Origin of the sequence: Aliihoeflea sp., assembly GCF_052435475.1 — a bacterium.
GTDB lineage: Bacteria > Pseudomonadota > Alphaproteobacteria > Rhizobiales > Rhizobiaceae > Aliihoeflea.
The window spans coordinates 129,385-148,928 of record NZ_JBQVMV010000002.1 but is presented as its reverse complement, the minus strand read 5'-3'; the positions used below and the strand labels follow the sequence as shown (position 1 = coordinate 148,928).

At 65.9% G+C, this 19,544-nt stretch carries 19 protein-coding genes; 10 read left to right on the top strand and 9 right to left on the bottom strand.

All coding sequences use genetic code 11. From position 1 onward, the window contains the following. Positions 1-258 carry a hypothetical protein gene (locus ACT6QU_RS03760; RefSeq protein ID WP_024588967.1) on the bottom strand — a complete coding sequence of 86 codons (258 nt, stop codon included), beginning with the start codon at positions 256-258 and terminating at the stop codon, positions 1-3. Between the two features lie 118 nt (positions 259-376). Between ACT6QU_RS03760 and hemF the strand changes: the two genes are divergently transcribed. Beyond that, on the top strand, positions 377-1,291 hold the full coding sequence (hemF, locus tag ACT6QU_RS03755) for an oxygen-dependent coproporphyrinogen oxidase (RefSeq protein WP_444564509.1): 915 nt from the start codon (positions 377-379) through the stop codon (positions 1,289-1,291). Between the two features lies 1 nt (position 1,292). Here the strand turns inward: hemF and ACT6QU_RS03750 are convergent, their stop codons facing one another. Continuing rightward, positions 1,293-2,051: a bestrophin-like domain gene (locus ACT6QU_RS03750; RefSeq protein ID WP_444564510.1), complete on the bottom strand. Its 759-nt coding sequence runs from the start codon at positions 2,049-2,051 to the stop codon at positions 1,293-1,295. 305 nt (positions 2,052-2,356) lie between these two features. Here ACT6QU_RS03750 and ACT6QU_RS03745 point away from each other — a divergent pair, with 305 nt between their 5' ends. Together ACT6QU_RS03745 and ACT6QU_RS03740 are read left to right on the top strand one after the other, a co-directional pair. Next, positions 2,357-3,253: a LysR substrate-binding domain-containing protein gene (locus tag ACT6QU_RS03745; protein WP_444564511.1), complete on the top strand. Its 897-nt coding sequence runs from the start codon at positions 2,357-2,359 to the stop codon at positions 3,251-3,253. Between the two features lie 133 nt (positions 3,254-3,386). Further along, positions 3,387-4,115: an alpha/beta hydrolase gene (locus tag ACT6QU_RS03740; RefSeq protein ID WP_444564512.1), complete on the top strand. Its 729-nt coding sequence runs from the start codon at positions 3,387-3,389 to the stop codon at positions 4,113-4,115. A 212-nt stretch (positions 4,116-4,327) separates the two neighbouring features. Here ACT6QU_RS03740 and ACT6QU_RS03735 read toward each other — a convergent pair whose 3' ends face one another. Next, a complete protein-coding gene (locus tag ACT6QU_RS03735; RefSeq protein WP_444564513.1) occupies positions 4,328-4,951 on the bottom strand; it encodes a L,D-transpeptidase in 624 nt (207 codons plus the stop codon). 173 nt (positions 4,952-5,124) lie between these two features. Here ACT6QU_RS03735 and ACT6QU_RS03730 point away from each other — a divergent pair, with 173 nt between their 5' ends. After that, entirely contained in the window at positions 5,125-5,310 is a 186-nt protein-coding gene (locus tag ACT6QU_RS03730) for a DUF1059 domain-containing protein (protein WP_024588971.1), read from the top strand. Here the strand turns inward: ACT6QU_RS03730 and ACT6QU_RS03725 are convergent. The 3 genes from ACT6QU_RS03725 to ACT6QU_RS03715 are packed head-to-tail and all read right to left on the bottom strand — an operon-like array spanning position 5,307 to position 7,820. Next, a complete protein-coding gene (locus ACT6QU_RS03725; RefSeq protein WP_444564514.1) occupies positions 5,307-6,572 on the bottom strand; it encodes a CCA tRNA nucleotidyltransferase in 1,266 nt (421 codons plus the stop codon). The two genes, ACT6QU_RS03730 and ACT6QU_RS03725, sit on opposite strands and share 4 nt — an antisense overlap. Then, positions 6,569-7,207 carry a CoA pyrophosphatase gene (locus ACT6QU_RS03720; RefSeq protein ID WP_444564515.1) on the bottom strand — a complete coding sequence of 213 codons (639 nt, stop codon included), beginning with the start codon at positions 7,205-7,207 and terminating at the stop codon, positions 6,569-6,571. The genes ACT6QU_RS03725 and ACT6QU_RS03720 overlap by 4 nt, the downstream gene beginning before the upstream one ends. Further along, positions 7,197-7,820: a DUF1285 domain-containing protein gene (locus tag ACT6QU_RS03715; protein WP_444564528.1), complete on the bottom strand. Its 624-nt coding sequence runs from the start codon at positions 7,818-7,820 to the stop codon at positions 7,197-7,199. Before ACT6QU_RS03715 ends, ACT6QU_RS03720 begins: the two co-directional genes overlap by 11 nt. 109 nt (positions 7,821-7,929) lie before the next feature. Between ACT6QU_RS03715 and ACT6QU_RS03710 the strand changes: the two genes are divergently transcribed. The 5 genes from ACT6QU_RS03710 (at position 7,930) to ACT6QU_RS03690 (ending at position 15,399) form a co-directional block, all read left to right on the top strand. Next, the gene (locus tag ACT6QU_RS03710; RefSeq protein WP_444564516.1) at positions 7,930-8,934 is read left to right on the top strand and encodes an AAA family ATPase; all 1,005 of its coding nucleotides are present in this window, start codon (positions 7,930-7,932) and stop codon (positions 8,932-8,934) included. Next, positions 8,934-9,830, top strand: a complete 897-nt coding sequence (locus ACT6QU_RS03705) for a DUF58 domain-containing protein (protein WP_444564517.1) — start codon at positions 8,934-8,936, stop codon at positions 9,828-9,830. The genes ACT6QU_RS03710 and ACT6QU_RS03705 overlap by 1 nt, the downstream gene beginning before the upstream one ends. After that, positions 9,830-12,640 (top strand): DUF4159 domain-containing protein, encoded by a 2,811-nt coding sequence (locus ACT6QU_RS03700; RefSeq protein ID WP_444564518.1) that lies wholly within the window; start codon positions 9,830-9,832, stop codon positions 12,638-12,640. The genes ACT6QU_RS03705 and ACT6QU_RS03700 overlap by 1 nt, the downstream gene beginning before the upstream one ends. 220 nt (positions 12,641-12,860) lie before the next feature. Beyond that, entirely contained in the window at positions 12,861-14,930 is a 2,070-nt protein-coding gene (locus ACT6QU_RS03695; RefSeq protein ID WP_444564519.1) for a hypothetical protein, read from the top strand. A 76-nt stretch (positions 14,931-15,006) separates the two neighbouring features. Next, positions 15,007-15,399 (top strand): VOC family protein, encoded by a 393-nt coding sequence (locus ACT6QU_RS03690; protein ID WP_444564520.1) that lies wholly within the window; start codon positions 15,007-15,009, stop codon positions 15,397-15,399. Between the two features lie 197 nt (positions 15,400-15,596). Here the strand turns inward: ACT6QU_RS03690 and ACT6QU_RS03685 are convergent, their stop codons facing one another. Continuing rightward, entirely contained in the window at positions 15,597-16,109 is a 513-nt protein-coding gene (locus ACT6QU_RS03685; RefSeq protein WP_444564521.1) for a GNAT family N-acetyltransferase, read from the bottom strand. A 476-nt stretch (positions 16,110-16,585) separates the two neighbouring features. Between ACT6QU_RS03685 and ACT6QU_RS03680 the strand changes: the two genes are divergently transcribed. Then, positions 16,586-17,575, top strand: coding sequence for a glutathione S-transferase family protein (locus ACT6QU_RS03680; protein ID WP_444563692.1), 990 nt, complete (start codon positions 16,586-16,588; stop codon positions 17,573-17,575). A gap of 22 nt (positions 17,576-17,597) precedes the next feature. Here ACT6QU_RS03680 and ACT6QU_RS03675 read toward each other — a convergent pair whose 3' ends face one another. Then, positions 17,598-18,365, bottom strand: a complete 768-nt coding sequence (locus tag ACT6QU_RS03675) for a L,D-transpeptidase (RefSeq protein ID WP_444563693.1) — start codon at positions 18,363-18,365, stop codon at positions 17,598-17,600. A gap of 200 nt (positions 18,366-18,565) precedes the next feature. Then, positions 18,566-19,474 (bottom strand): cation diffusion facilitator family transporter, encoded by a 909-nt coding sequence (locus ACT6QU_RS03670; protein WP_444563694.1) that lies wholly within the window; start codon positions 19,472-19,474, stop codon positions 18,566-18,568. Between the last annotated feature and the right edge of the window lie 70 nt (positions 19,475-19,544).

The following is a 19,544-nucleotide window of genomic DNA, read 5'->3' as shown; positions in this document are numbered from 1 at the left end:
TCAGTCTGCTGTGGGGAGCCTGCGGATCGTAAACTCGATGATGTCGTCGGGGCGCTCGGCCCAGCTTTCGATTTCGGTCCAGTAGGCCTGTTTCGGCCAGCGGTCGAACCACTCCTGCGCCTTCACACGCGCGTCGGGGCGCGGCAGGCGGAACGTCTCGCGCACGAAGCCGTCGCGCGGATGGGGGCTGCCTTCTGCGCGATGCTTGTTGAGGCTGCGCCTCAACCCCTCCAGCGGTGGTCTCGCAGGCACCCGCAACAAAGAACTCCTTGACCCCAACGACCAACAGATTAGGGATCAGGACGTCAAATTACGAGTCAAATGTTGAACGCGTGCCGGCTGCCGCCGAATGCGCGCCCTCCCCACGGAGATTGGAATGGAACGTCCCGACATCCCGGCCGGCCTGCCCGACGACATCGAGGCGAAAAAGGCGACCGCGAAGGCCTGGTTCGAGGAGCTGCGCGACAAGATCGTCGCCGGTTTCGAGGCCATCGAGGACGATCTGTCGGGACCGCACGCCTCCTGGGCGCCGGGCCGGTTCGAGCGCACCGAATGGCTGCGCGACGAAGGCCGCGGCGGCGGCGGCATCATGTCGATGATGCGCGGCCGCGTCTTCGAGAAGGTCGGCGTCCACACCTCGACGGTGCATGGCGAGTTCTCGCCCGAATTCCGCAAGCAGATCCCCGGCGCCGACGAGGACCCGCGCTTCTGGGCAAGCGGCATCTCGCTCATCGCCCACCCGCACAATCCCAACGTGCCGGCCGTCCACATGAACACGCGCATGGTCGTAACGACGCGCCAGTGGTTCGGCGGCGGCGCCGACCTGACCCCGGTCCTCGACCGCCGCCGCAAGCAGGACGACCCCGACACGGCCGCCTTCCACAAAGCGATGAAATTCGTCTGCGACAAGCACAAGGCCGTCGCCGACCATGACCGCCTCAAGGCCTGGTGCGACGAATATTTCCACCTCCCCCACCGCGACGAGCCGCGCGGCACCGGCGGCATCTTCTACGACTGGCTGAAGACGCCGGAAGACAAGGGCGGCTGGAACGCGGATCTGCGTTTCTCTCAAGACGTCGGCCGCGCCTTCCTGGTGGTCTACAACCACCTCGTCCGCAAGAACTTCAACGACAACTGGACCGACGCCGACCGCGAGGAACAACTCATCCGCCGCGGCCGCTACGTCGAATTCAATCTGCTCTATGACCGCGGGACCATCTTCGGCCTCAAGACCGGCGGCAATGTCGATTCCATCCTGTCGTCGATGCCGCCCGAGGTGAAGTGGCCTTGAGCTATGGCGAGCCGATTTCCGCAAGCGCGCGTCGCAGCGGCATGTCTGACACCTGGATCGGTCCCGAGAAAGGTACGTTCATGTCGAGGACGAGATAGAACGAGCCTGCCAGAAGAAGTGATGAGGCGATGAATGCGCCGATGACAACCGCATTGCGCGGCGCCCGAAACCCGAAACCGGCGAAGACAAGCGACAACCATGCGATCAGCATGGCAATCATCTCATGGGGAATGGAGCCCTCCGATTGCTCAACGATTTCCCAGCGCCGCTCGACGATCGAACGATACTGCCCGCGAATATCCAGCATGACCTCCTGACGATACCTGTCCGAAGGCTGCACGGCCGCCAGCACATTTCCCAGTTGTTCCAGCGCCGCACCGGCTGGATCGGCCTTGGCGTGAAGGGCATCGGACGCGCGCGCCGGCGACGCTATGGCGGCTTCGACATAGGTGTTCAGCGCTTCGCGCGCCTCATCGCCCGGCGGGCCGTAATGGCGCAGGCTCCTGTCGAGAATGATCAGTTGGGTTGCAAATGTATGAACGTCAGCCTCAATGCCGTCATACGTGCTTCGGGCCGAGTTGATCATCAACCCGAACACCAGCGATGTCATAAGGGTGAAGATACCTGCGACGAGCCTGAGCACGGTTTCTGTCGCCTCGTCGCGGTGACGTGCGGGCAGTCGGGGGTAGGCGAACAGCATCGCCAGCGCCGAGCCCGCTAGGCAGCAAAAAACGAGGATGGAAAGCCCCAGATTGGTCACGGCGATCCTTGGACCGGTGATCGATGCCGGCGATCATAGCTTGCGATCTGTCAAACACCAGCTTGGCGTAAAGGTTCTGCGAGAGTTGTGCGGCCATTGTGGCGTCAGTGGCAGATCGGCGATTTCGTCCAGCGACATGGCCTGGATAGCGGGATGTGCGAGCGGGTCGTCGGGACTGGGCTCGCGACGGCGCTTCAAGAAAAACTTAAACATGGCATTGCTCATCAACCTCAGATGCCAAATTATCCCGCCATTCCAGTTGGATTTCACTGGAGTTTGCCTTCACCTCACTTTAGTTTTTCTCTATGAAAGAACTGAACCGCGTACATATGAACGGGCTACGCGCGACGGAAGCCGTCGGCCGGGTCGGCGGGCTACAGGCGGCTGCCGATGAACTGGGCGTCACCGTCGGCGCGGTCAGCCAGCATGTCGCTCGCCTTGAAGCCGCGCTTGGTCGGCTCGTCTTCGTCCGAACGTCGCGCGGGCTCGTCGCGACGGAGTTCGGCCGCACCTTCCTCGCACGTCTGACGTCCGGCTTTGCCGAACTCGAAGGCGCACTGAAAAGCGCGCGTCACGACCGGGCGAACATCCTGACGGTGTCGGTTGCGCCCGTCCTCGCCTCGAAATGGCTCGTGCGGCGCCTTGCCCGGTTTTCCGCGCTCCATCCGGACATCACCTTGCGCCTCGACGCCTCGGTCACGCTCGTCGATCCCGACGCCAGCGACGTCGACGTCGCCATCCGCGTCGGCGACGGAAACTGGCCGGGCGTGACGAAGACGTTTCTGCTGCCGCAGGATGTCTTTCCGGTCTGCGCACCGGCGCTCGCGAAACGCCTGCGCGTGCCGCTGGATCTGACGAATGCGCCGATCATTCGCGATGCGAACTCGACACTGAAATGGTCGACCTGGCTCGCCCCGTTCGGCATCAATGAAGACCAGCTTGCCGACGGCCACAGCTTCACCGATGCCGCACTGTGCCTCGACGCGGCGATTGCCGGCCAGGGCGTCATGCTCGCCTGGCAGACGCTGGCGCAATATGCGATCGGCGCAGGCCAGCTTGTCGCCCCCTTTCCGCAGCGCGCAGCGACCGGCCTCGGCTACTGGGCGGTCACCTCGTCGTCCCAAGCACTCGCGCGAAAGACGCGCGCTTTCATCACGTGGCTCAAAGCCGAACTCGACGAAACCCGCCTTGCCTTTCCTTAGACCTCGAATGACAAGTTGCCCCTAAGCAACAGAGGTCGAACACGAAATTGCGAGCGCAATTTCCTTAAATCACGCATTAACTTTCTGCGTTAATCTCGCGTGCATGAAGACAGCGCGCATCATTACATTAGCCTTGACTGTTGCAACCGCCTGGCCCGCCCTGGCCAGCGAGGTCGTGCCGTTCCCTGCCCTGCCCGCGCCGCAAATCCCGGCGACGGTGGAAAGCGTGACGCGCGAGACCAATTTCACGCACCGCATCCACAAGCCGGCGCAGCCGAACGGGCGGACGATCATCCTGATGCACGGCTCGGGTGGCGACGAGACGACCTTGGTGCCGCTGGCGACCAAGATCGACCCGAACGCGACGCTGATCGGCATTCGCGGGCGCGTCGTCCAAGAGGGCGTGAAGCGCTGGTACAAGCGCATCACCCCGACGAGCTTCGACCAGACCGACATTCGCGGCGAGGCGGCGGCGTTTGCCGAGTTTTTCGGCCGGCTGGTCAAGAGCGAGGGCATCGACCTCGAGCGCACGACCTTCCTCGGCTATTCCAACGGCGCCAATCTGATCGCGGCCCTGTCGGTCCTGCATCCCGACGTCGTGAAGACGGCCGTGCTGCTGCGCCCCATGCCGGTCCTGGAAACCGCGCCTCACGCGAACCTCGCCAAGGGGAGGTTCCTGACCATTTCCGGCCGCGACGACACGCTCTACGCGCCCTTCGCGTCGAAGCTGGAGGCGATGTTCAAGTCCTGCGGCGCGGACGTGGTGGCGAAAACCATCATCGCCGGTCACGACATCGGCGACGAGGATGCGAAGATCGCGTCAGAATGGCTGGCTGGGTTGCAGATGGCTTCGGTGCAGTAGGGTCGGGCTGATACGGCAGCGCTGAGCACCCCCACTCCGTCGCGCTTCGCGCGTCACCTCTCCCCCTGCCCGGGCGAGAGGAAAACGCGTTGCCGCAACGTCGGCGCTTCTCCAGCTTGGATTTCCTCTCCCCTTTTTTAAGGGGGAGAGGTGGCGCACGAAGCGCGACGGAGGGGGGGTGCTTCGCTACCTCTCAGTTCGAGGCTTCGACCTCAAGCCTGGATCACCACCACATTCGCCCCCACCGGCACCCGTTCGTAGAGATCGATCACGTCGTGGTTGAGCATGCGCACGCAGCCCGATGACATGGCATGTCCGATAGACTGTGGCTGGTTGGTGCCGTGAATGCGGAACATGGTGTCGCGGCCGCCGCGGTGGAGATAGAGCGCGCGGGCGCCGAGCGGATTGGTCGGGCCACCGGGCAAGCCGCCGGCGAACTCGCGATTGCGCGGGTCGCGGCTGATCATGTTGGCGGTCGGCGTCCAGCTTGGCCATTCGGCCTTGCGGCCGACAGTTGCATTGCCGCGCAGCGCAAGCCCTTCCTTGCCGACGCCGATGCCGTAGCGCATCGCGCGGCCATTGCCCATCACGTAGTAGAGGCGGCGCTCGGGCGTGTTGACGACGACCGTTCCCGCCTTGTGCTTGGTCTCGAAGGCGACCTCCTGCCGGCGCAGCTCCGGCTTGATCTTGTCGAGCGGGACGGCGCGCAGCGGGAAGCTTTCGTCCGGCAGCGCGGCGTAGTTGAGCATGGCGGTTCGGTATTCGGTGCCGGCGGCCGTGCAGCCGGCGAGAAAGAGCGGAAGGCCGGCGAGAAAGCCGCGACGCGAGATGGACATGATGTTGCCTTTGACCAAGAAACCCCTGTCGATTTTCGTAAACGCGTATGGTTAACGATACCTTCCCGGACGAAAATTTGAAGGAACTTCTGCACCGTCGTCAGGTTGGAGATGCATCGACGCAACACGTCGCGTCGGCTATGATTGGACGTTACCAAGAAGGGAGAAGACCGATGAAGGAATTTCATTGCGGCTCGCTCGTTCCAGGTTGCGACTGGCACACACGGCATGACGAAGAGGCGGAAGTGATGCGCCGCGCGGTCGAGCACATGCGCCAGGCGCATGGCGAGGACACGATCCGCGAGACGATGGTCGAGGCCATCCGCTCCCGCATCACCAACGCGCAGAAGGCTGCCTAGCCTTCGAATTGCAAGAGCCCGCGGGCACGCTCGATGAGCGCCTCGCGGCCAAGCGTGAAGCCCGACGACACCCACTCACCCTTGAGCGTTGCGAGCGCCTTGCCGAGGCGCTCGTCCTGCGCCGCGCCGAGCGCGACGAGGTCGCGTCCCTGGAGCGGAAACTGCGGCGCGATCCAGTTTTCGGCGTATTTCAGCAATTGCGAATATTGGCCGGCGGCGACCAGATCGAGGTCGTTCTGGACGCCCCGCACACGCGCGGCGGCGAGTGCGAGCTTCAACTTATCCACGCCCGGCCGGTGTCCGGCCGAAAACAGGCGCTTTGCGAGCGATATCTCGCTCGTTTCAGCCGCGATTTCGCCGAAACCGGCCCATTCCAGCAGCCTTTTGGCCTCGTTCTTCGACAGTTTCAGCCGCTCGGAAAGACTATCCACGCGCTCGGCCGTCGGCGGGATGATCGCCATGAGGCGCAGCATCGGATCGACCGGCCAGCCAAGATCGCGCTCAGTGGCGACGAGCCCGGGCACGGCATCGATGCCCCATTTCTCGCTCTCGGGAAGCACCGCGGTCAGAACGCCGGACTGGCGCATCCAGAGCAGTGCGCGGGAGGGGTCGGGGGCGGCGAGGAGCTTCTTCAGTTCCGCCCAGATACGCTCGGCGGAAAGCCGCGACAGGCCGGATTTCAGCCGCGCCGAGGCCTTGATCCCCTCCGCATCCGGCCGGCCGGAGCCGTACCAGGCGAAGAAGCGGTAGAAGCGCAGGATGCGCAGGTAATCCTCACGGATGCGGTCCTCGGCATCGCCGATGAAGCGAAGGTTGCGTTTCTCGAGGTCCGCGACGCCGCCCACGAGGTCGATGACCTGGCCGTCGGCAGTGGCGTAGAGCGCGTTGATGGTGAAGTCGCGCCGTTCGGCGTCGACCTGCCAGTCGCGGCCGAAGGCGACGGTCGCGTGGCGGCCGTGGTTTTCGACGTCTGCCCGCAAGGTCGTGACTTCAAAGGGTTTTCCGTGCGCGACGACCGTGATCGTGCCATGCGCCTTGCCGGTCGGAACCGGCTTGAAACCGGCTGCCGCAGCGCGTCTTTCGGTCTCGTCGGGCAGGCAGGTGGTGGCGATGTCGATGTCGGTGACGGCTTCGCCGAGAAGCGCGTTGCGCACCGCCCCGCCGGCGATCCGGGCTTTCTCGCCATCGGCGGACAGGACGGCCAGCAGCTTCTGCAGCGCCTTGTCCCTGAGCCACGGTGCGTCGGAGATGGAAACGCTCACGCGTAGAGCCTTTCATAGAGCGTGCGGATGATGCCGGCGGTGACGCCCCAGATATACCGCTCGCCGAAGGGCATCGTGTAGAAGAAGCGCTCGCGCTCCTGCCAGATGCGGCTGTCGCGAGTGTGGTTGGCGGGGTCCATCAGGAAGGCGAGCGGCACCTCGAAAGCGTCGTCGACTTCGTCCTCGTTAAGCGTCAGCATGAAGCCCGGCTGGGCGATGCCGAGAACCGGCGAGATGCGGAAACCCGAGCCCGAGACGTAGTCCGGCATCCGGCCGACGATCTCGATCGTCTCGGCGCCGATGCCGATCTCTTCCTCGGTTTCGCGGATCGCGGCGAATTCGGGCGTCGGGTCGGTCGCGTCGATGCGCCCGCCGGGAAAGGCGATCTGGCCGGAATGGCTGCGCAGCTTTTCGGTGCGCTTGGTGAGGATGATCGTCGCACCGTCCGGATGGTCGACGGCGGCGATCATGACGGCGGCATCGCGCAGCCGCTCGTGGACGATCAGGTGGCGCATGTCCGGGTTGAGGCTGTGGTCGCCATAGTCGGTGCCCTCATGCGGCGCCTGTTCGCGCGCGGCGCGGCGGCGGAAATCGGCGCCCGAATAGAGCGGTGCGTCCAGTGCTTCAGCCCGCAAGACGGTTCAGCTCCGCAATCGGCATGACCGGGAAGATCTCGCCCTTCGAGCGCAGGCAGAACATCGCGCGCCCATCCACGTCGATCTCTTCTCCGATCTCGGCGAGCTGGTACATCACCGGCCGCGCGACGAGCGCTTCGAGCCGGCCGCGGACGTGAAGATAGGGTTTCAGGCCGCCCGTCTCGTCCTCGTCGACGAATCGCAACGGATGTTCGGCGCCGGCCTCGACGACGTCGCCGACATTGGTGCGGAAGGTCAGGACTTGCCCCTCCCCGCTGCCGGAAACGTCCATCTCGACGGCGAGGAAATGCGCGTCTTCGACCCGGATGCCGACCTTTTCGACCGGGGTGACGAGATAGGTGTTGCCGTCCTCGTCCTTGCGCAGGACGGAGGAGAAAAGCTGGACGAGCGGCATGCGGCCAATGGGGGTTCCCATGTAGAACCACGTGCCGTCCGCCTTGATCTCCATGTCGAGATCGCCGCAAAAATCGGGGTTCCACTTGTCGACGGGAGCCGCGCCCTTGCCGGCGCGCGCGGCGCGGGAAATGAGCGCTTCGAGGCCTGTGCTGTCGGTTGCTGCGGCAAGGCCAGCCGTTTTCTGTGCATCGGTCATCGTCACGAAATAGTCACTGTTGTTTCGCTTGTCAGCACAGGCGTACCATTTAAGTTGATCGCGCCGGTTGCGCCAAGGCGTGAATTGCCCCAAGCCCAAGGACGACGACATGAGCCTGACCATCAAGGAACCAGCGATGAGCGAGACCGAGATGGTGGCCGAAGCCGAGCGCGCGCTGGCTGAAATCGGCAAGGTGCGCCAAGCGGTCGGCAAGGTGATCTTCGGACAGGAACAGGTGGTCGAGCAGACGCTGGTCGCCATTCTCGCCGGCGGCCACGGGCTGCTCGTCGGCGTGCCCGGCCTTGCCAAGACCAAGCTGGTCGAGACGCTCGGCATCGTGCTCGGCCTCGACGGACGGCGCATCCAGTTCACCCCGGACCTGATGCCGTCCGACATTCTCGGCTCCGAAGTGATGGAGCAGGACGAGACCGGCCGGCGCTCTTTCCGCTTTCTCAAGGGGCCGATCTTCGCGCAGCTTTTGATGGCCGATGAAATCAACCGCGCCTCGCCGCGCACGCAGTCGGCGCTGTTGCAGTCGATGCAGGAATATCACGTCACAGTCGCCGGCGAGCGGCACGATCTGCCCTCCCCCTTCCACGTGCTCGCGACGCAAAACCCGCTGGAGCAGGAAGGCACCTACCCGCTGCCCGAAGCGCAGCTCGACCGCTTTTTGATGCAGATCGACATCGACTATCCCGAACTTGCCGCCGAACGGCGCATCCTGATCGAAACGACGGGCGTCAACGACCAGAAGGCCGAGAATGTGCTCGACGCGGCACGGCTGAAGACCGTGCAGGCGCTGATCCGCCGCATGCCGGTGCCCGAAAGCGTGGTCGACGCGATCCTGAAGCTGGTGCGCTCGGCGCGGCCTGGCTCGGGCGACGCGGAAACGGACCGGCACGTTTCGTGGGGTCCCGGCCCGCGCGCCAGCCAGGCGCTGACGCTGTGCGCCCGCGCGCGCGCTCTTTATGACGGCCGGCTCGCGCCCTCGATCGACGACGTGCGCGACCTTGCAGAACCCGTTCTGCAGCACCGCATGGCGCTGACTTTCGCCGCAAGGGCGGAAGGCATGACCGTTCGCGACGTGATCGCGCGGCTCGCAAAGGCGGTCTGATGGCTTCGCTCGGTGCGGTCAGCCCTGCCGTCGCCCCGCGCGACGCGCTGGCCCGCGCCCGCGTTCGCGCGGCGCTGGTGCCCGACCTGCTGATCGAGGCGCGGCGCGTGGTCAACACGGTGATCGCCGGCTGGCACGGCCGGCGCAAGCGCGGCATCGGTGAGAATTTCTGGCAATTCCGGCCTTACGTCGATGGCGAGGCGATCGCCCGGATCGACTGGCGGCGCTCGGCGCGCGACGACCACACCTATGTGCGCGACCGGGAATGGGAAGCAGCGCACACCGTGTGGCTTTGGGCCGATCCGTCCGCCTCCATGCTCTACCAGTCGAAGACGGCGTCCGTTTCCAAGGAATCGCGCGCGCTGGTGCTAGCGCTGGCGCTGGCCGAACTTTTGTCGCGCTCTGGCGAGCGCATCGCCTGGCCGGGGCTGACCGACCCCTTCTCGGCGCGAAATGGGGCCGAGCGGCTGGCGGCGCAGATGATGCACGCGGTGCATCTGCCGACGCGGCCTGACCTTTCGACCATGAAGCGCTTTTCCGACGTGGTGCTGATCTCCGATTTCCTCGACCCGGTCGAGGAAACGCGCGAATGGCTCGATGTGCTGGCGACGCGCGGCGTGCGCGCGCACCTGATCGAGATTTCGGACCCGGCGGAGGAGGAGTTTCCCTATTCCGGCCGTACCGAATTCCAAGACCCGGAGACCGGCACGAAGCTGACGGCCGGACGCGCCGAGACGCTGCGCGAGGACTACCGCAACCTTTACACCGCGCGGCGTGAGGAGCTTTCCGCCTGGGCGCGCAAGCTCGGCTGGAGCTATACGGTGAACCACACCGACAAGCTGGCCTCCGACGCGCTGGTGCGCGTCCATCTGGCGATGAGCCAGGGGGGCCGCTGATGGGGTTCCTGCCGCTCTCCTTCGGGCTGCCGGCGGTGCTGGCCGGGCTCATCGCCCTGCCGGTGATCTGGTGGCTGTTGCGCCTGACGCCGCCGAAGCCGCAGACGGAAGCCTTTCCGCCGCTGCGCATTCTGGCGCGCGTGCTGCGCAAGGAGGAGACGCCGCACCAGAGCCCCTGGTGGCTGACGCTCTTGCGGCTCGCGATGGCGGCGCTGATCATCTTCGCGCTCGCCGAACCGGTGTTCAATCCGCGCGAGCGCATCTCGACCGGCGGCAATGCGGTGGCGATCGTCGTCGACAATGGCTGGGCGTCGGCGCCGGACTGGGCGATGCGCGTCGCGACCGCCGAGCGGCTGATCGCCGATGCGGAGGCGGAAAACGCCCCCGTGCTGCTCGCCTTCACCGTCGATGCGCCCAATGCCGAGATCGGCCCCTTCGATGCACAAGCGGCGCGCGAGCGGCTGAATGCGGCCGATGCGCGCCCCGTCCCGGTGGACCGCGCGGCGACCTATGAGCGGGTCGCAGCGGCGCTGGGCGACGTGCCGAACGCCTCCGTCGCCGTGCTGTCGGACGGGCTGGCGAGTGAGGCGGACGAAGCGGCTTTCGACGCGCTTCTCGCCAATGCAAGCGGGCTGATCTGGGCGACGCCGCAAGGCGTGACCGAAATCGGCCTGACGGGGACCGCCAACGAGCCTGACGCCTTCGTCGTCGAGGCCGTGCGGCCGACGAGCGATGCCGGCCCGCGCCAGGCGCTTATCGCCGCGCTCGACGATCGCGGCCGGCGGATCGCGGAAGCGGAACTGTCCTTCGGTGCGGGCGAAGCGGCGACAACGGCGGCCTTCACCGTGCCGTTCGAACTGCGCAATGACTTCGATTCGATCGCCGTCGACGGCGAGGCGCAGGCGGGCGCGGTGCGCGTTCTGGATGAAAATTCGCGCCGCCGCCGCGTCGGCCTGATCGCGCAGGGCGATGGCGACGAGGCGCAGCCGCTTCTCTCGCCGCTCTATTACATCAACCGCGCCCTTTCCCCCTTCGCCGACCTCGTCGAGCCGACGAGCGCCGATCTCGGCTCGGCCATTCCCGAGCTGCTGGAACAGCGCCCGGCGATGATCGTGATGGCCGATGTCGGGACGCTGCCGGACGAGGCGCATGCGGCGCTCGTCGAATGGGTCGACGGCGGCGGCACGCTCGTGCGCTTCGCCGGACCGCGCCTTGCCGCTGCCGAGCCGGACGAGGACCTCTTGCCGGTGCGGCTGCGGATCGGCGAGCGCGCTTTGGGCGGCACGTTGTCCTGGACCGAGCCGCAGGCCATAGCCGAATATCCGCAAGGCTCGCCCTTCGCCGATCTGACGCCGCCGACCGACGTGACCGTGTCGCGACAGGTGCTGGCCGAGCCGACCGCCGACATCGTCGAGCGAAGCTGGGTCAATCTTGCCGACGGTACGCCGCTGGTGACCGGCGCGCGGCGCGGCGACGGCACGCTGGCGCTGTTTCACATCACGCCTCAGGCGACATGGTCGAACCTGCCGATCTCGGGCTCCTTCGTCGAATTGTTGCGGCGGCTGGTGCAATTGTCGCGCAATCAGGGGCCGGCAACCGCGCAGGCCGGCAATGGCGAGGCGACGCTGCCGCCCTATCGCCTGATCGCCGCCGATGGCAGCCTCGTGCCGCCGACGCCGGATGCACGGCCGCTGGCAGTTTCCGTCGATGCGCCGGTCACGCTGGAAAATCCACCGGGACTTTACGGCAGCGAGGAAGGCGTCGTGGCGCACAATCTCCTGCCTCAGGATGCGGTATTGGAGCCGATTGCGCGACCTCAGACACCGCTCGCCGCGCGCGACGTCGCCTATGGCTTCGACGAGCAGGTGGATTTGCGCGGGCCGCTCTTTGCCATCGCGCTGGCGCTGATGATCCTCGACACGCTGGCGGTGCTGTGGCTCGGCGGCAAGCTGCGCCGGCCGCGCGCTGCGCGGGCCGTTCCCGCCGCTCTGGCGCTGGCGTTGATGGGCGCGGTTGCGATGCCGGATGCCAACGCGCAGGAGGGCGATATTCAGCCCGGCGACGAGGAGGCCATCGCCGCGATCAGCCAGACGCGCATTGCCTATGTTCTGACGGGGGACTCGTCGATCGACGCGATCAGCCGCGCCGGGCTCGAAGGGCTCGGCCGGTTCCTGACCGACAAGACGGCGCTGGAGCCGGGCGAGCCGGTCGGCGTCGACATCGCCGAGGACGAGCTTGCGTTCTATCCGCTGATCTACTGGCCGATCGACGAGGGCGGCGAGATGCCGTCGGAGGCCGCGCTGGCGCGGATCGACGCCTATATGCAGGATGGCGGGACGGTGCTGTTCGACACGCGCGACCAGTTCGGCGCGGGGTTCGATGCCGGCTCGGCGAGCCCGTCGACCATGCGCCTGCGCGACATTCTCGCCAACATGAACGTGCCGCCGCTGGAGCCGGTGCCCGAGGACCACGTCCTGACCAAGGCCTTCTACATCCTCCCCGAATTCCCCGGCCGCTTCAACGGCAGCCCGCTCTGGGTCGAGGCGTCGCAGACGCTTGAGGAGACGGCCGACCGGCCGGTGCGCGTCGGCGATGGCGTGACGCCGATCATGATCACCGCCAACGACCTTGCCGGCGCCTGGGCGGTCGGCGCCAACGGCGCACCCATGCTGCCAACCGTGCCCGCCGACCCGATGCAGCGCGTCTATGCGTATCGGGCGGGGGTGAACATCATGATGTACATGCTGACGGGGAATTATAAGTCGGACCAGGTGCATGTGCCGTCGATTTTGGAGAGGTTGGGGCAGTGATGGGCTTGATCACCGGAACCACCCCCACTCCGTCGCGCTTCGCGCGCCACCTCTCCCCCTGTCCGGGGGAGAGGAACGCAGGCTGGATGAGCGTTTTCGCTGCGGCAGCGTTTCCTCTCCCCCGGGCAGGGGGAGAGGTGGCCTCCCCGGGTCTTGCCTTCGGCAAGCCCGAGGACAGGCTCCGGGACGGAGTGGGGGCGCTTCGCAACGGTAACCGCCCATGAACTGGTCCCTCGCCTTCGAACCCCTCCTCGCCTGGCCGTGGCTCGCCGCGCTCCTCGTACCCGTCGCAGCGCTCGTCACCTGGGGGCTCTTCGCCCGGCAGCGGGGCGCGTGGATGCGGCTGGCGGCGATGGCGGCGCTGGCGCTGGCGCTGATCAATCCCGTCCTGCTGGACGAGGAACGCGAGCCGTTGAAGAGCGTCGTCGCGCTCGTCGTCGACCGCAGCCAGAGCCAGGAGATCGGCGATCGGCGGGCGACGACGGACCGGGCGCTGGAGGAGATGCAGGCGCGGCTGGCGCGGTTCGACCAGTACGACGTGCGCGTGGTCGAGACCGGCCAGTCGGACGCCGCCGACGACCGCACGCAGACGCGGCTCTTCGGCGCGCTGGATTCGGCGCTGCGCGACGTCGCGCCCTCGCGGGTCGGCGGGGCGATCATGATAACCGACGGGCAGGTGCACGACGTGCCGGAGAGCCCTGGCTTTTCCGGTCCGCTCCATGCGCTGGTGACCGGCGAGGAAGACGAGTTCGACCGGCGCATCCGCTTCGAGCGCGCGCCGCGCTTCGGTATCGTCGACCGGCCGGTGACCATGAGCTACCGGGTGCTGTCGACCGACGGGGCGAGCGGGCCGGTCGAGGTGACCGTGCGCGTCAATGGCGAGCATGTGGTGCGCCAGACGGCGGTGATCGGCGAGGAGACCGAGGTCGACATCGTCATCCCCAACGCCGGGCGCAACATCGTCGAGCTCGAGTTCCCTGTGGCCGAGGGCGAGCTGACGGCGACCAACAACCAGACCATCGCGATCCTAGATGGCATCCGCGAGAACCTGCGCGTGCTGCTCGTCTCCGGCGAGCCGCATGCCGGCGAGCGGACGTGGCGCAACCTTTTGAAATCCGACGCTGCGGTGGACCTCGTCCACTTCACCATTTTGCGCCCGCCCGAAAAGCAGGACGGCACGCCGATCAACGAACTCTCGCTCATCGCCTTCCCGACGCGCGAGCTCTTTGTCGATCGGATCAACGATTTCGACCTGATCATCTTCGACCGCTACCAGCACCGCGACGTACTGCCGATCCTCTATTACGACTACATCGCCGAGTATGTGGAAAATGGCGGCGCGCTTTTGATCGCGGCGGGGCCGGAATATGCCGGCAACCAGTCGATCTCGCGCACGCCGCTGATGGCGGCGCTGCCGGCGATGCCGACCGGCGAGGTGGTGGAACAGGCGTTCTATCCGCGCCTGACGGAAACCGGCGAGCGCCATCCGGTGACGCGCGGGCTCGAAGGCTCGGGCCAGGAGCCGCCGCAATGGAGCCGCTGGTTCCGCCAGATCGGCATCGAGCGGCCGGAGGGCGAAGTGGTGATGCAGGGCGCCGACGACATGCCGCTGCTGCTGCTCGACCGGCAGGGTGAAGGCCGCGTCGGCATGCTTTTGTCCGACCATGGCTGGCTGTGGGCGCGCGGCTTCGAGGGCGGCGGCCCGCATGTCTCGCTCTATCGGCGCATGGCGCATTGGCTGATGAAGGAGCCGGAGCTCGAAGAGGAACGGCTGACGGCGAATGCGCGCGGCATGACGCTCGAGATCGAGCGCCAGACGATGGAGGACGAGGCCGGCGAGGCGAGCGTGACGACGCCTTCGGGCGAGACGCTGACCGTGCCGCTGACGGCCGGCGCGCCGGGCACGTTCGACGGGACGGTCGAGACCGACGAGATCGGGCTCTATCGGATCGCCAATGGCGACCTGGAAACGCTCGCCCATGTCGGGCCGGTAAACGCGCCGGAATTCACCGACACGGTGTCGACGATGGAAAAGCTGCAACCGGTGGCAGACGCCAGCGGCGGCACGGTGCGGCGCATCGAGGCCGGGCTGACCGGCGCGCTCGATTTGCCGAACATCGTGCCGATCCGCCCCGGCGCGGATGCGGACGGGCGCGGTTGGGTCGGGTTGCAGACGACGAATGACAGCGTGCTGCGCTCGGTCTCTCGCGTACCGCTCTTCGCTGGTTTCTTCGGACTAGCGTTGCTGCTCTTCACCTTCGGCGCGACCTGGTATCGCGAGGGGCGCTGAATTTTTCAGATGTCCGCTGTCGGGATCGGGTGAGCCCGGCCGTCCTATGCGCAGACATCAATCAGGGAGCTTTTCCATGCGCATGATCTTCGTCAATCTGCCAAGCAAGGACCTCGCCGCCAGCCGCGCCTTCTTCTCGGCGCTTGGCTATTCGTTCAACGAGGACTTCTCCGACGACACGGCGACCTGCATGGTGGTCGCGGACAACATCTTCGTGATGCTGCTCACCCATGAGAAGTTCAAGGGTTTCATCAATGGCGAGATGGCCGACGGTCACAAGGTGACGGAGGTGCTGACCGCGCTCTCGGCCGACAGCCGGCAGGAGGTGGACGACATTCTCGCCAAGGCGCTGAAGGCCGGCGCCAAGCCGTGGAAGCCGGTGATGGACATGGGCTTCATGTATGGCTGCTCGTTCCAGGATCTGGACGGGCATGTCTGGGAATATGTGTTCATGGAGCAGGCGGCCTGAAATCTGCTGGTACTACGGCCAAGTTGCAGCAGACCCCCACTCCGTCGCGCTTCGCGCGCCACCTCTCCCCCTCAAAAGGGGAGAGAAAACCAAGCTGGAAGAGCGCTTACATCGCGGCAGCGAGTTCCTCTCCCCTTTTGAGGGGGAGAGGTGGTCCGCAGGACCGGAGTGGGGGTCTGCGCAAGAGTGGCGGTCTTCTAAGCACCAGCCACATCCGCATGGCTGATCGCCCCATGCAGCGAAGCCGCCCCTCCCGGCACCAGTTCCAGCACCAGAAGCCGCGCCGGGTCGACCGGCCAGGGCATGGTCATCGTTCCCGGCTTGACCGGAACATAGCCGAGCGGGCCGTAATAGGGCGCGTCGCCGACGAGGACGATGGCGCGGGCGCGCTTGGACTTCGCCGCGTCGGCGGCCATTGCCATGAGCTTGCGGCCGATGCCGAGATTCTTCCACGACGGGCGTACGGCTAGCGGGCCGAGGAGCATGGCGCGGCCTTCGCCGACCGCGATCGGCGTCAGGCGCACCGAGGCGATGACGTGGCCGTTTTCGGTGGCGACGAAGGAGAGGTCGCGCGCGTGCGGCCCGCCTTCGCGGATCTTGTGGGCGGCGCGGGTGAAGCGGCCGGGGCCGAACGCCTCGGCGTTGATCTCTTCGATTTCAGCGTCGTGGGATGGCAGTTCCGGCGCGTAGGCGACGTCGGCAAGGGTCATGGCGGGAATTCCGGATCGGCGTTGGGAAAGGCAGGGCGGAATGGCGTCAGCCATCGTCCGCGCTTACGCGCGGGTGCTCTTTCGTCGTCGCTCGATGCGGATGGTCGGCATGGATTTCCCCCGGAGATTCGCTGCTAGCATGAGAATGGGGGGACGTCTATCGCGTTTCGCGGTGAGTGAGACGGGTAGCCAATGGGTTGAACCCAAGTGCGGCGGAAACGGAGAGGCCTGGATTCCTGTGACAAGCACAGGAATGACGATGGCATGGAGGATGACGCCAATCGTCGAAGTGGGAGGTTGGGCATAACCCTCTCCGCCGTCATTCCTGTGCTTGTCACAGGAATCCAGGCCTCTCCGTTTCAATATCCGTTACGCAGACCGCCTGCGCACCTCACCACTTGACGATCTGTTCAATACGCAAAGTTTGGCTCGGCCCGCCCCCTGCCCTAACTCTTGGTCAACAAGAGGAGATACGCATGGGACTTCTGGTCGACGGCAAGTGGCAGGACAAGTGGTACGACACGTCCAAGACGGGCGGGCGCTTCGAGCGGTCGCAGTCGCAGTGGCGCGACTGGGTGACGGTCGACGGCGAACCCGCCGAGGGGCGCACACGCGGCTTCAAGGCCGAGCCCGGCCGCTACCATCTCTACGTCTCGCTCGCCTGCCCCTGGGCGCACCGGACGCTGATCTTCCGCAAGTTGAAGAAGCTCGAGGACGTGATCTCGGTCTCCGTCGTCCACCATTTCATGGGTGAGAACGGCTGGACTTTTCTGACGGACGAAGCGGCGACCGGCGACGATCTCTATGGGCTCGACTTCCTGCACCAGATCTACACCAAGGCCGACCCTAACTACTCGGGCCGCGTGACCGTGCCGGTCCTATGGGACAAGAAGGAACAGACGATCGTCTCCAACGAGAGCGCGGAGATCATCCGCATGTTCAACTCCGCCTTCGACGAATGCGGCGACGGAAGGCTCGATTTCTACCTAGAGGAGTTGCGCGGCGAGATCGATGCGGTGAACGCGCGCGTCTACGACGCGATCAACAACGGCGTCTACAAGGCCGGCTTCGCCACGAAGCAGGAGGCGTATGAGGAGGCGTTCGACGAGCTTTTCGCGGCGCTCGACGAGATGGAGGCGCGGCTCTCACGCCGGCGTTACATCGCCGGAAACGTGTTGACCGAAGCCGACTGGCGGCTGTTCACGACGCTGGTGCGCTTCGATGCGGTCTACTACTCGCACTTCAAGTGCAACGAGCGCCGGATCGAGGACTACGCCAATCTTTCCAATTATTTGCGCGAACTCTATCAGGTACCGGGCGTGGCGGAGACGGTGAACATGCACCACATCAAGAGCCATTATTACGGCAGCCACGAAACGATCAATCCGACGCGGATCGTGCCCAAGGGGCCGGATCTCGACTTCGCCCGGCCGCATGACCGGGCGAAGCTGAAGAAGGCGGCCTGACGGAGGCGCCAGGCCGCGCCGATCAGATTTCGATCATCGGGTTCTGATCCTGCCGCTGCGGGATTTCGAGCTGGCGGCGGATCGACTCGGGGACTTCGCGCTGCGGGAACATCAACGGCTCGTTCTGGAGCACCAGGACGGGCGTATCGATCGCGACGCGGGCGTAAAGATCGATGATGTCCTGGTTGAACAGACGGATGCAACCCGAGGAAACCGCGAGGCCGATCGACCACGGCTCCGACGTCCCGTGGATGCGGTAGAGCGTGTCGCGGCCACCCTCGAACAGATAGAGCGCTCGCGGCCCGAGCGGGTTTTCGAGGCCGGGGGGCATGCCGCCGGCCCACTGGGCGTTGCGGCCGGGTTCGCGCTCGATCATCGCGGCAGTCGGGGTCCAGGTCGGCCACTGGGCCTTGCGGGCGACGCGGGCCTCACCCTCGAATTCGAGGCCGGCACGGCCGACGCCGATGCCGTAGCGCATCGCCATGCCGCCTTCCTGAACGAGGTAGAGGAAGCGGTTCTGCGTGTCGACGACGATGGTGCCGGCGCGCTCGGAGCGGTGATAGCGAACCTGCTGGCGGAAGAAGCGCTCCTCGACATTCGAAATGTCGATGGCCGGAAGCGGAAAGCGCTCGTTCGGTTGCGGGCCGTACATGGCGAGGAAATAGGGATCAGGACCGGGCTTCACCGCCTCGATGGCGCCGGTCGAGGACATGCAGCCCGAAAGGACCAGCGGCGCGACCGCGCCCAGGGAAGCGGCCTGAAAGAGGAAGCGACGTCGAGACACACACATGAATTGTTACCCATCACTGAATTCTTGAAGACGGACCGGCCGCCGAGACGACCAATAGCCTCTTGAATGGAAACGAAGTGTGGCGCCTGCCGGGACGAAATGCGGCGAAAACGAGTCCGGCCGGCGGGTGTGTTGTTTGTGTCACAGGTTGAAATAGGGGGAAATGTGACGTGATCGGGGCGCGAGTGCGACGGCGCCGTTCAGGCGAAGGGCACCGCAGCGGTGCCGGGCGGAAGCTTCGCCTCGTGGTCCGGCTCGACATGGATGACGACGCGGACCGAAGGGATTTCGTTTTCCAGTGCCGCCTCGATCCGGTCGCAGATCAGATGGCTGTCGCCGACTGACATGCAGGCATCGACGACCATGTGGAACTCGATGAAGGTGGCGCGGCCCGCGATGCGAGTCTTGAGGTCGTGGATTTCGAGCGCCCCTTGGGAATTGGCCGAGATCAGGTCGCGGATGCGCAGGTGGTTCTCATGGTCGACGGCCCGGTCCATCAAGCCGTCCAGCGAGGAGGCGATGACCTTCCAGCCCTGCCACAGGATGTTGAGCGCGACGACGAGCGCGAGCAGCGGATCGAGCATCCACCAGCCGGTGGCGATCGCCGCGAGCAGGCCGACGAGGACGCCGGCGGAGGTGACGACGTCGGTCAGGATGTGGTGACCGTCCGCCGCCAGCGCCGGCGAGCGGTGCTCGCGGCCGTTGCGGATGAGAAGCCACGCCCAGAACCCGTTGACGCCGGCGGCCGCCGCATTGATGGCAAGGCCGAGGCCGGGCGCATCGAGCGGCACCGGATTCTGCCACGCGCGCCAGACCTCGGCGAGGATCAAGAGCGCGGCGACGACGATCAATACGCCTTCGAGCACGGCGGAAAAGTATTCGGCCTTGTGGTGGCCGTACTGGTGGTCGCGGTCGGCCGGCTTGTGGCTGACGGAGATGGCCCAGAAGGCGGCGAAGGCGGCGATGACGTTGACGATGGATTCGAGCGCGTCGGAGTAGAGCGCGACGGACCCGGTGAGCCACCAGGCGACGAATTTGAGGCCCATCACGGCGAAGGCGACGACGATCGACCAGGCCGCGAGGCGGCGGATTTTTTGTTTGGTGGTCATGGATAGGGGCGGAGACGTTGCGCTCGACGTTGCCCCCCTCTGTCCTGCCGGACATCTCCCCCGCAGGTGG

Bases quoted from the DNA above. Each gene is read 5' to 3' on its own strand.
- ACT6QU_RS03715 (WP_444564528.1), bottom strand. From the start codon at position 7,820: ATGACCGATGCACAGAAAACGGCTGGCCTTGCCGCAGCAACCGACAGC.
- ACT6QU_RS03690 (WP_444564520.1), top strand. From the start codon at position 15,007: ATGCGCATGATCTTCGTCAATCTGCCAAGCAAGGACCTCGCCGCCAGC.
- ACT6QU_RS03705 (WP_444564517.1), top strand. From the start codon at position 8,934: ATGGCTTCGCTCGGTGCGGTCAGCCCTGCCGTCGCCCCGCGCGACGCG.
- ACT6QU_RS03675 (WP_444563693.1), bottom strand. From the start codon at position 18,365: ATGTGTGTGTCTCGACGTCGCTTCCTCTTTCAGGCCGCTTCCCTGGGC.
- ACT6QU_RS03670 (WP_444563694.1), bottom strand. From the start codon at position 19,474: ATGACCACCAAACAAAAAATCCGCCGCCTCGCGGCCTGGTCGATCGTC.
- ACT6QU_RS03685 (WP_444564521.1), bottom strand. From the start codon at position 16,109: ATGACCCTTGCCGACGTCGCCTACGCGCCGGAACTGCCATCCCACGAC.
- ACT6QU_RS03745 (WP_444564511.1), top strand. From the start codon at position 2,357: ATGAAAGAACTGAACCGCGTACATATGAACGGGCTACGCGCGACGGAA.
- ACT6QU_RS03700 (WP_444564518.1), top strand. From the start codon at position 9,830: ATGGGGTTCCTGCCGCTCTCCTTCGGGCTGCCGGCGGTGCTGGCCGGG.
- ACT6QU_RS03735 (WP_444564513.1), bottom strand. From the start codon at position 4,951: ATGTCCATCTCGCGTCGCGGCTTTCTCGCCGGCCTTCCGCTCTTTCTC.
- ACT6QU_RS03695 (WP_444564519.1), top strand. From the start codon at position 12,861: ATGAACTGGTCCCTCGCCTTCGAACCCCTCCTCGCCTGGCCGTGGCTC.
- ACT6QU_RS03680 (WP_444563692.1), top strand. From the start codon at position 16,586: ATGGGACTTCTGGTCGACGGCAAGTGGCAGGACAAGTGGTACGACACG.
- ACT6QU_RS03730 (WP_024588971.1), top strand. From the start codon at position 5,125: ATGAAGGAATTTCATTGCGGCTCGCTCGTTCCAGGTTGCGACTGGCAC.
- ACT6QU_RS03710 (WP_444564516.1), top strand. From the start codon at position 7,930: ATGAGCCTGACCATCAAGGAACCAGCGATGAGCGAGACCGAGATGGTG.
- hemF (WP_444564509.1), top strand. From the start codon at position 377: ATGGAACGTCCCGACATCCCGGCCGGCCTGCCCGACGACATCGAGGCG.